Genomic DNA, 10,952 nt, shown 5'->3' on the forward strand with positions numbered 1-10,952 from the left:
ACGTACCTTGATTTCAGGATCAGCGATCTTGCTATAACCATCCTGCTCAGGGGCGTAAAGTATTTATATAGACTCTGAAAAAGGACCCAGTACCGCCAGATCAGAGCTCTTGCCGTACCTGCTTCAGCGCCGATGCGGAAAAGATCACTTTTTTCTAGTCAATCGCTTGAAAATCAAAAATAACTTCGTACTTTTGCAGTCCCTAAATGAAAGCGGTAAACAGCTCATTCAGGTTAAAAACAAATAAACACTAAAAGGAAAAAATGCCTACAATCCAACAATTAGTTAGAAAAGGTAGAGTAGCTCTGGTGGATAAGAGTAAATCCCCAGCGTTGGACAGCTGTCCACAGCGAAGAGGAGTGTGCACACGTGTGTATACCACTACCCCTAAAAAACCAAACTCAGCGATGCGTAAAGTTGCCCGTGTGCGCTTAACCAATGGAAAAGAAGTGAATGCTTACATCCCTGGTGAAGGTCACAATTTACAGGAGCACTCAATCGTGTTAATCCGTGGTGGTCGTGTTAAAGATTTACCTGGAGTTCGTTACCACATCATCCGTGGTGCTTTAGATACGTCCGGCGTAGCTGGTCGTAACCAACGTCGTTCTAAATACGGAACAAAGAAACCAAAACCTGGACAAGCAGCAGCTGCACCAGCTAAGGGTAAAAAGAAATAATTAAACGGAGGAAAGCAACATGAGAAAGTCAAAACCAAAAAAGAGAATCTTACTGCCTGATCCAAAGTTTAACGACGTAATGGTAACCAGGTTTGTAAATAATATGATGTATGACGGTAAGAAATCTATCGCATACTCTATTTTCTACGACGCAGTTGAATTAGTAGAGAAGAAAACAAGCGAAAACGGGTTAGAGTCCTGGAAAAAAGCTTTGAATAACGTAATGCCTGCTGTTGAAGTTAAATCACGCCGTGTGGGTGGTGCAAACTTCCAGGTTCCTACCGAAGTTCGTCCTGAGCGTAAAATCGCTTTAGGTATGAAATGGCTGATCAATTACTCACGTAAACGTGGTGAAAAAACCATGACTGAGAAATTGGCTGGTGAGATCATTTCAGCTTCTAAGGGTGAAGGTGCTGCAGTTAAGAAGAAAGAGGATACACACAAAATGGCTGAAGCTAACAAAGCATTCTCTCATTTTAGATTCTAATCAGGAAACAACACAATGTCAAGAGATTTAAAATACACAAGAAATATCGGGATCGCTGCTCACATTGATGCGGGTAAAACTACAACAACAGAGCGTATCCTTTACTACTCTGGTGTTAGTCATAAAATTGGTGAGGTACACGATGGTGCCGCTACAATGGATTGGATGGCACAAGAGCAGGAGCGTGGTATTACCATTACTTCAGCAGCTACTACAGTTAACTGGAAATACAGAGATAATACTTATCACATCAATATAATTGATACCCCTGGGCACGTGGATTTTACCGTAGAGGTAAATCGTTCCCTTCGTGTACTTGATGGTTTAGTGTTCTTGTTTTCTGCAGTTGATGGTGTTGAGCCTCAATCTGAGACTAACTGGAGACTTGCAAATAACTACAATGTTGCCCGTATCGGTTTCGTTAATAAAATGGACCGTTCTGGTGCTGACTTCTTAAAAGTAGTTAAGCAAGTAAAAGACATGCTGGGTTCTAATGCAGTTCCTTTGCAATTGCCAATCGGTGCCGAAGATTCATTCAAAGGTGTTGTTGATTTGATCAACTTCCGTGGTATAGTTTGGAATGAGCATGATAAAGGTATGACCTTTACTGAAGTGCCAATTCCTGCTGATATGGTTGAAGAGGCTACGGAGTGGAGAGAGAAGTTATTGGAATCAGTTGCTGAGTACGATGAGACTTTGATGGAGAAATTCTTCGAAGCTCCAGAAACTATTACTGAGCGTGAGGTTCTTGATGCCTTGCGTAAAGCAGTTCTTGATGCGAAGATCGTACCTATGGTATGTGGTTCGTCATTCAAGAATAAAGGTGTTCAAACCATGCTTGATTATGTGATGGAATTATTGCCATCACCAATGGACGTTGAAGGTATCGTTGGAACAAATCCTGATACAGGTGAAGAAATTCTTCGTAAACCGAGTGAAAAAGAGCCATTTGCCGCTCTTGCATTTAAAATTGCAACGGATCCTTTCGTGGGTCGTTTGTGCTTTATCCGCGTTTACTCAGGAAACCTTGAAGCTGGTTCATATATTCACAATATGCGTTCTGACAATAAAGAGCGTATCTCACGTATCTTCCAGATGCATGCGAACAAGCAAAATCCTATTCCAAATGTTGGAGCTGGTGATATTGCTGCGGTTGTTGGGTTTAAGGATATTAAAACTGGAGATACCCTTTGCGATGAGAAACATCCTATCGTATTAGAGTCTATGAACTTCCCTGAGCCGGTTATTGGTCTTGCGATCGAGCCTAAAACTCAGGCGGATGTGGACAAATTAGGTATGGCTTTAGGTAAACTATCTGAAGAAGATCCTACGTTCCGTGTTCAAACTGACGAAGAAACCGGTCAGACTGTTATTTCTGGAATGGGCGAGCTTCACCTTGATATCATTATGGATCGTCTTAAACGGGAGTTTAAGGTTGAAGTAAACCAAGGTGCTCCTCAGGTTGCTTACAAAGAGGCAATTACAGGAACTACTCAACACCGTGAAACGTATAAGAAACAAACTGGTGGACGTGGTAAATTTGCTGATATACAGGTTATTATTTCTCCTGCTGAAGAAGGTAAAAGCGGTCTTGAATTTGTTAACGAAATTTCGGGTGGTGCTATTCCACGTGAGTTCATACCTTCTGTACAAAAAGGTTTTGAAGCTGCAATGGTGAATGGTGTACTTGCAGGCTATCAGCTTCAGGGAATGAAAGTTCGTTTAATTGACGGATCATTCCACGCGGTCGATTCAGATGCACTTTCTTTCGAGATCTGTGCGAAGTCAGCTTTCCGTGAAGCATTGCCTAAGTGTAAGCCAGTGTTGATGGAGCCAATTATGAAGATTGAAATCCTTACTCCTGAAGAAAACATGGGTGATGTTATCGGTGATATGAACCGTCGTCGCGGACAGCTTTTAGGAATGGACACCCGTGCAGGTGCTCAGGTAATTAAAGCTACTGTGCCTCTTTCTGAGATGTTTGGTTACGTAACACAATTACGTACTATTACTTCAGGACGTGCAACTTCTACGATGGAATTCGATCACTATGCTGAAGCTCCTAGGAACGTTCAGGAAGAGGTTGTTGCAAAGGTGAAGGGTAAGAAAGCCAACGCTTAACCAAGAGTAAAGAACAAAGAGCAAGGAGCAAAGACTCTGGACCATGTGTCTTTAATCTTTGTTCTTTGCTCCTTAATCAAAATAAACCGGTTACCGTTACTAATAGCTCTAACGTTAACCATAAACAAACAACAATGAGCCAAAGAATCAGAATCAAATTAAAATCTTACGATTACAATCTGGTAGATAAATCTGCTGAGAAGATCGTTAAAACCGTTAAGCCGACAGGCGCGGTGGTTAGTGGACCTATTCCATTGCCAACTGAAAAGAAGATCTTTACAGTACTTCGTTCACCGCACGTAAACAAAAAGGGACGTGAGCAATTCCAGCTTTGTGCTTACAAGCGTTTGCTGGATATCTACAGTTCTAACTCAAAAACTGTGGATGCTCTGATGAAACTTGAGCTTCCAAGCGGAGTTGAAGTAGAAATTAAAGTTTAAGGCCTCGAAACCAAAAAAGCTACCATCTGGTAGCTTTTTTTTTGTTATTATAGTTCCATCATTCATGTCTGTTATTTCTGTACCGCTGAACCGCCGAAAAAGTCGTTTGGCGGTAAGCGCCGTATTCTTTGCTTACGGTCTGACTTTTGCCAGTTGGGCTTCCCGTATTCCTACAATCCAGCAGGAACTAAACATATCTGATAGTGGACTCGGGCTTGTTCTTTTCGCATTACCGGCAGGACTATTTCTATGTCTCCCTTTCTCAGGTTGGTTAATCAATCATTTTGGAAGTAAGCGGATTGTTGTGATTTCCGGGATTGTTTATACACTACTTCTTTTAGTTATTGGTATTGCTCAGAATTTATTTCAATTAGTGTCAGTACTTTTGGCTTTTGGTTTTTTTAGCAACCTTCTGAACATAGCTGTAAATACCCAGGCCGCTGGAGTAGAAGCGAGCTACGATAGGCCTGTAATGGCCTCCTTTCATGGCATGTGGAGCCTGGCGGGATTTGCAGGAGCTGCAATTGGTACCCTAATGATGGGCTTTGAGATAAGTCCGGGGTATCATTTCGTATTGATTTTCGCTTTAATGGTTTTAATCATGACATTAAACAGCGGAAATTTATTGACTGTCGACGCCGGCCAAACCAGTGACGGTCTCAAGTTTGTAATGCCTGACAGGTCTTTGCTAAAGCTGGGTGTCATCGCCTTTTGTTCACTAATTTGCGAAGGAACAATGTTCGATTGGAGTGGCGTTTATTTTCTCAAGATTGTCAAAGCAGAACCGGCTTGGGTGGGTGCAGGATATACAGCATACATGATCGCTATGGCTTCAGGTCGCTTCATTGCAGACTGGCTAACACATAAAATTGGGGTTCAGAGAGTCTTGCAATTGAGTGGATTTTTAACAGTTACGGGATTACTGATTTCTGTGTTTTTCCCGCAGGAATTACCTTCAATAATTGGATTTTTGATTGTTGGATTAGGGGTATCTTCTGTAGTGCCATTAGCTTATAGTGCAGCTAGTAAATCGAAGACTATGCCCGCCAGTCAGGCACTCTCGACAGTAACAACTATTGGTTTTCTCGGCCTGCTAGTCGGGCCTCCAATTGTGGGGCTCATCGCGGGTGAAACTGATTTAAGAATAGCATTTATATTTCTCGTTTTAATGGGAATAATGGTCTTTGTTTTATCGTCATTTGGAAAGTTTCGGGACAGCGCAAACAGTTAATAAACAGCATCATGACGTAATTTTAGATAAAAAAAGCCCACTTTTGAAAGTGGGCTTTTTTTGATAATAATCGGTTAGATTAGTTCTTCGGTTTCACCTTAACTGTATCATCTTCTACCTTCACTTTGCCAGCATCAGTTTTGGTTTTCATGTCACCGTCAGCTTCGATTTTCACCTTGCTTCCGTCTTCATTTTTAATTTTTATATCATCGCCATCACGCTTAATTTTGGTTTCATCCAATGTCCATTTTCCGTCGCTTTTCATGATCGCATTGTTCACAACTACACCTGTCTGAAATAGTGTATCACCACTGTTATCGATGTAGAATTCAACGGGAACTTTTGTGATGCTGTCAACTGCCCATCCTGTTGTTGGATCTGCTACAATGTATACCGTTTTGCCTGTGCTTAAATTGGTATAACTTCCAGGTACAACTTGTGCAGTAGAGGTTGTCGTCATTTCTGTAGACTCGCTCATCATTGTTGTGTCAGTTGCCCCGTCTTCTGCATTTTTATTGCTGCAAGCTACGATTGCAGAACTTACTACTGCAAATGACAGAACTTTTAATAGATTTTTCATGTGGTTTATCGTTTAGTTTTTGATTGATATATAACAAGACAGTTCGGGTATTGTTTTTATTTGAAAACCTTAATCATCATTTTTTTTCTTGACTACTCCGTCTTCAATTTTGATTTTTGAGTCACCATCTTTGATTTTAACGTCACCATCTTCCTCCACTTTTTTCTTATAATCCCCATCCTTCAATTTTGAGTCACCGTCACCCTCAACTTTGAGCTTATAGTCGTCGCCTTTAACCTTGTAATCATCTCCATCAAACTTCTTTTTATAATCAGCGTATTTAACTGTTACATCTTTGTCTTCAACAATCACTTTGGTATCATCAACTTCATAATAATCATCGTCAACCCGTGTGATTTTGTTATTTACAACAGCGCCGGTGGTGAAGATTGTATCTCGGTTATTGTCCACGTATAAGTAAACAGGCTTTTGTGTTTCACTGTTTATTGCATAGCCTGTTTCAGGGTCGGCAACGACTTGAATAGAGTCGCCGGAATTGAGATCTACATAGGTTCCTGGAACAACTTCTTCCTTCTTTGTACAAGCTGCGAACAAGATGATGCCCGCTAAAAATAGTCTTGAGATTTTCATAATTTCTTGGTTTTGGTTTTCTGCTTAACATTCTGGTTATCAAATAGTTTTAAAGAGATATCGAATTTCTTTCTAGGCTGTATTCGAGCCGGGTAAAAAATTGCCCAAAATGGGGAATTATTTCTCCTAAATGAGACCGTATTTTAATAGGGCTGGATTATAAATTGCTTTGCAATTAAATTAATATCCCCTAACGGCTTCCAATCGAAGTATTTGAAGAAAAGAAGTTTAAGCCCTGCGTTTGAGACAAAAAAAGCCTCTGATGGTATGATTATCGCTTTATTACGCGCGAATGATTAACTGAGGATTAAGAGTAGTTTGATAAATGAGGTGCAACGATTTAGAAGAATAGAAATTTTAGTATTCTTGTTAGTATTTTTTCTCGCTCCTAAGCTTGCAAAAGCTCAGGAATTGATTGAAATGTCTATTGCTCCGGGTGAGTCGCTTTCGGTTCATTCAGGTGAGGGTGTAGGGATTTTTTCCAGTGTGAAAAATGCGGGCTCGTTTGGTTCTCATCCAAACGCCGTGGTTAGCTTTTTTGGGCAACGTTGGACGAACAGGCCCTCAGGGCGAATTGCTGATGAAAGTATTAACGGCAATAGCGGGCAGGGTGGAATTTTTAGATTTAGATCTGCAGCTAATTCAACTCAATTTATCGAAAGCCAGAATCTTCAGGCTAACGCAGGATTCACCAATTTAACCATCAGAAACTCCGGCAATGTCAACCTGGAGGGATCAGATCTTCATATTCGCGGTAGTTTGAATTTTGAAGCAGGCCACCTCATTCTCAACAACAGGAACGCTGTTCTGTCGGAGAACGCAACTATCGCAGGATTCGACAAAGATAAATTTGTAGTTACTGGTTCAGCCACAAACGGAGGTTTCCTTGTTAAAAATTCCACGGGACAACAACAACCAGACATGGTATTTCCGATTGGTACCGACCCGGGAAGTTACACTCCAGCATCGGTAAATTACCGCGGTGTTACGCAGGATATCAAAGTTCGGGTTTTCGACAATGTTTACAGCAAAGCAGTTTTGGGAATACCAGATAACGTGAATTACGTTCCAAAAACATGGAATGTTTCTTTTTCTGCAACTGATCCGAATGCGGTAATAATTTTGAATACTCAGCACAATGCTGGTGACGAGGGTGCAAATTTTGCATCAAATCGGCTAACAAGTTTCTTAAGTCGCTATTCAACGTCGACCGAACTTTGGGACAACGTTACGCCAACAGCACTTGGTAGTGGTACCCTTACCTCAGGCGCAGCTATTGCCAATGCCTACTTGCATACCCGTACTGGAATCACCGGATTAGCACTTAATGAATATTTCTCCAAATCGGTTGTGAAAGTGACAGCTGGAATAGCTGGTTTAAGAATTCCCGCGGGTATTTCTCCTAATAATGACGGACTCAATGAGAAGTTCATAATTGAGAATTTGAAACCTACTGATAAAGTTAAACTTGATATCTACAACAGATGGCAAACTCTCGTTTTCCGCGACGGGAATTACAAAAACACATTTGACGGGATAGGGAACCAAAAGGGCTTGGTCAACAATGAGCTTCCTGATGGCACCTACTATTATATTTTGAATATAAATACGGAAAAACCCATTACAGGCTACATCGTAATAAATCGGTAATTGATGAATAGAGTGAAATTATATTGGAGTATCAGAGTGGGGATTTTCTCATTCCTCTGCATATCAACGAGCTTATCAGCTCAGCAATTGCCGCTGTACTCTGAATATATGTTCAATACTTTTGAAATTAATCCAGCCTATGCAGGAGCCCGCGAATCTGTTCAGATTACTTCGATGTACCGTAAACAGTGGACGGGCTTCAAAACCGCACCGCAGAGTACTTTTCTGTCAGTAGATATGCCGATTCCCGATAAAAGAATTGGCCTTGGTATTAAAGTGGTTGACGATAGGGATGAGATTACAAAAACTGTCGGAGCACAGGCAGCATATGCCTATAAAGTTCCTGTGGGAAGTTCATCAACTCTGGCTTTAGGACTTCAGGCGGGAATAATGAATTTCAAATCGGATTTTACCAAAATAGATGTCATCGATCCCAATGATCCGAGTTTCAGCCAGGTGGTGAATTCCACCAAGGCAAATTTTGGTACAGGGATATTTTTCAACACCGAATCTTTCTTTGTCGGCTTGTCTTTGCCCAATCTGATCAGACATAATTTAAGAAAAGACGACGCAGTGAGCTTGGGCGATATCAAGCAGAATATGCACATCTACTTCAATACAGGTTATGTGTTTTTTCTCGCTAATGACTTTGTTTTTAAGCCCTCAGTACTTGTCAGAGGCCTGGTTGGCAGTCCGGTTTCTGTGGATGTCAATTCAAATTTGTGGATCGCAGATATGCTGGGTCTGGGAGTTTCCTACCGGAACAAAAGTGCGCTAGTGGGGATGATAAATTTGAGAATTCTACCGGAGTTGTACGCCGGTTATGCATATGATCATAGTATTTCCAGACTCAATATTATTGCTAAAGGCTCACACGAACTTATTTTAAGGTACGAAATCTCGAATGGGAGGACGGCTTTATCACCCCGATATTTTTAATTCTTATGGAAAATAAACGATTACCCTCCAGCCCTAAGCGGATTAAAACAGACATCAAATTTACACTGATCTTCATGGTCGGTTTCTTTTGTTTTAAGACCTCTGTGGCCCAGGTTAAGATTGGTACTAATCCAGACCAGGTCCAGCCTTCTTCAATCCTGGAGTTGGAAAGCCAAACAAAAGGTCTTTTGCTTCCGAGGTTGCAGGATACGACTGCAATCAACGCACTTAACCCAGCTGATGGGATGCTAATCTATCTCGAGAAAACACCTGGAAATGGTTTGTACGTTCGGAGAAATGGTAAATGGAATTTTCTAACAGGTGTTGGGACATCAACGAATCCAAATACTCCAGGCTTTGATCCAAGTACCCTAAACCTTGCAACGATTGGGGGGAAAGTTAATCCCGCTACTCAAATAGCGGCTGCGCCGGGTACAGTTACAGGTCAGGTTCTTTCCTGGAATGGAACGGGCTGGGAGGCGAAAACAATAACCCAGATGACAACAGCCGTGATTGAAAAGGCTAAGGAATTTAATACAGCCTCAGGAGGAAATGTTGTGATTGAAGCAAATAGCACAGGGGTTGTTAAAGTTCCGGTGAGCGGGGCGGTCCCTGGTGACATCGTGGTTGTGTCGCTTACAGGTGATACACCTGATTTCTCGGTTTATAATTCGTGGGTTAGCGGTGCCAATGAAGTCAGTATCCGGTTTGCAAATTATCAATCCGAGCCAGTGACAATTATCGGTACTCAATACAAAGTAATAATCCTTAAATAAAATATCCTCAGTTGACGGAGTAAAAAATAAGTGCATTCTAATTCCCATTATATGAAATACGTTTTACGAAAAATCTTCCCATTAGCCTTAGTGTCGAGCTTATTTTTTGGAGCTTTAAGTAATGCTCAGGGCCAAACGCGTCAAATTAGGCTTGGCGACAATATGGGTGATCAAATCGCCAATAAAGATTTGGAAATGAGCAATAAGCAAATCCTCAATACGGCGGGAATTGCAATTGGAGTTGCTTCCATTTCAAACAGTAGTGTAGCACTGCAGGTAGATGGCACGGATAAAGCCATTCTGATCCCACGTATTACAAATTTGACAGCAATTGCTTCACCAGAAAATGGGATGATGGTGTACAATACCGCTGACAATAAGTTTTACGTTCGTCAGGCGAATACCTGGTCAAGTTTTGCCGATGGATCAGGGTCAGTAGTTTCTATGAATGGGAAAGTAGGAGCTGTGACTTTTGAAGGGGATGAAACAACAATTACGGTCAATAACTCAGGTGATAAAATAATAGTTTCTGCAAAGAGTGCTTCAGCAATATGGAATGCCAACAAGTTAAACGGCAATAATGTTGCTTCGACCAATCCTGTTTCCGGACAGGTTTTAGGATGGAATGGTACGCAATGGATGCCGGTTGATATGACTGCTAACACGGCTTTGGTTGTAACTAATCCAGCACAGACGGCCATTACTTCGGTTGGTACCCTAACAGGTTTGACAGTTACAGCGCCTATTGTTGGAAGTGTTACAGGAAATGCAGGTACAGCAACCAAACTAGCCGCACCGAAAAAGATCAACGGTGTTGACTTTGATGGTTCAACTGATATTACACTCCCAGGAACTTCAGATGCAGGTGCCTTAACGGGAACTACATTAAATCCATCTGTTCTTAACTCATCGCTTACTTCTGTCGGTACTTTATCGAACTTAACAGTTACGAACCCAATTGCCGGCAGTATTACAGGCAATGCGGCAACCGCAACAAATGCAGTCAATGCCGCAAGTGCTGCGAAATTAACTACCCCTCGAACAATTAACGGAGTGACTTTTGATGGCACAGCAAATATCACTTTGCCGGTAGATGCAAGCGGTATAACTGGAACTGAACTTCCCGCAAGCGTCGTGAAGTCGTCGCTTACATCGGTTGGTACCTTATCAGGATTAACTGTTACTGCTCCAATAGCTGGATCAGTGACTGGGAATGCAGGGACAGCTACAAAGCTGGCAACTGCAAAAAAGATCAACGGTGTTGATTTTGATGGCTCTGCAGATATCACGATTTCTGCTGCTGCAGATGCCAACACCTTAACCGGAACAACACTAAACCCGGCGATCGTTAGCTCTTCACTGACTTCAGTAGGAACCCTGGCTAACTTAACAGTAACTAACCCGATTGCAGGGAGTATCACGGGTAACGCTGCAACAGCAACGACCGCTACTACTGCAAC

The 10,952-nt window shown here is 41.8% G+C and carries 11 protein-coding genes; 9 read left to right on the forward strand and 2 right to left on the reverse strand.

The window, feature by feature from the left end; genetic code table 11:
• The first annotated feature begins 263 nt into the window (after positions 1 to 263).
• From rpsL to B5X60_RS15150, 5 genes are all read left to right on the forward strand, one after another.
• A complete protein-coding gene (rpsL, locus tag B5X60_RS15130; protein WP_079703557.1) occupies positions 264 to 677 on the forward strand; it encodes a 30S ribosomal protein S12 in 414 nt (137 codons plus the stop codon).
• 19 nt (positions 678 to 696) lie between these two features.
• Positions 697 to 1,164, forward strand: a complete 468-nt coding sequence (rpsG, locus tag B5X60_RS15135; protein WP_079703558.1) for a 30S ribosomal protein S7 — start codon at positions 697 to 699, stop codon at positions 1,162 to 1,164.
• 15 nt (positions 1,165 to 1,179) lie between these two features.
• Entirely contained in the window at positions 1,180 to 3,285 is a 2,106-nt protein-coding gene (gene fusA, locus B5X60_RS15140) for an elongation factor G (RefSeq protein WP_079703559.1), read from the forward strand.
• 134 nt (positions 3,286 to 3,419) lie between these two features.
• Positions 3,420 to 3,725, forward strand: coding sequence for a 30S ribosomal protein S10 (gene rpsJ / locus B5X60_RS15145; protein ID WP_079703587.1), 306 nt, complete (start codon positions 3,420 to 3,422; stop codon positions 3,723 to 3,725).
• Between the two features lie 64 nt (positions 3,726 to 3,789).
• Complete coding sequence (locus tag B5X60_RS15150) at positions 3,790 to 4,956, forward strand: MFS transporter (protein WP_079703560.1); 1,167 nt, start codon at positions 3,790 to 3,792, stop codon at positions 4,954 to 4,956.
• A 79-nt stretch (positions 4,957 to 5,035) separates the two neighbouring features.
• Here B5X60_RS15150 and B5X60_RS15155 read toward each other — a convergent pair whose 3' ends face one another.
• A complete protein-coding gene (locus B5X60_RS15155) occupies positions 5,036 to 5,536 on the reverse strand; it encodes a hypothetical protein (RefSeq protein ID WP_079703561.1) in 501 nt (166 codons plus the stop codon).
• A 69-nt stretch (positions 5,537 to 5,605) separates the two neighbouring features.
• Positions 5,606 to 6,127, reverse strand: coding sequence for a hypothetical protein (locus B5X60_RS15160; RefSeq protein ID WP_079703562.1), 522 nt, complete (start codon positions 6,125 to 6,127; stop codon positions 5,606 to 5,608).
• Between the two features lie 366 nt (positions 6,128 to 6,493).
• Between B5X60_RS15160 and B5X60_RS15165 the strand changes: the two genes are divergently transcribed.
• The 4 genes from B5X60_RS15165 to B5X60_RS15180 all read left to right on the forward strand — a co-directional run.
• A complete protein-coding gene (locus tag B5X60_RS15165) occupies positions 6,494 to 7,777 on the forward strand; it encodes a gliding motility-associated C-terminal domain-containing protein (protein WP_079703563.1) in 1,284 nt (427 codons plus the stop codon).
• Between the two features lie 3 nt (positions 7,778 to 7,780).
• Positions 7,781 to 8,716 (forward strand): PorP/SprF family type IX secretion system membrane protein, encoded by a 936-nt coding sequence (locus tag B5X60_RS15170; protein ID WP_079703564.1) that lies wholly within the window; start codon positions 7,781 to 7,783, stop codon positions 8,714 to 8,716.
• Positions 8,717 to 8,721: 5 nt separating this feature from the next.
• The gene (locus B5X60_RS15175; protein WP_079703565.1) at positions 8,722 to 9,492 is read left to right on the forward strand and encodes a hypothetical protein; all 771 of its coding nucleotides are present in this window, start codon (positions 8,722 to 8,724) and stop codon (positions 9,490 to 9,492) included.
• 51 nt (positions 9,493 to 9,543) lie between these two features.
• The coding region (locus B5X60_RS15180) for a hypothetical protein (protein ID WP_221406263.1) at positions 9,544 to 10,952 on the forward strand (1,409 nt) is incomplete at its 3' end.

It is taken from the genome of Daejeonella lutea, from assembly GCF_900168015.1.
Taxonomy (GTDB): Bacteria; Bacteroidota; Bacteroidia; order Sphingobacteriales; family Sphingobacteriaceae; genus Daejeonella; species Daejeonella lutea.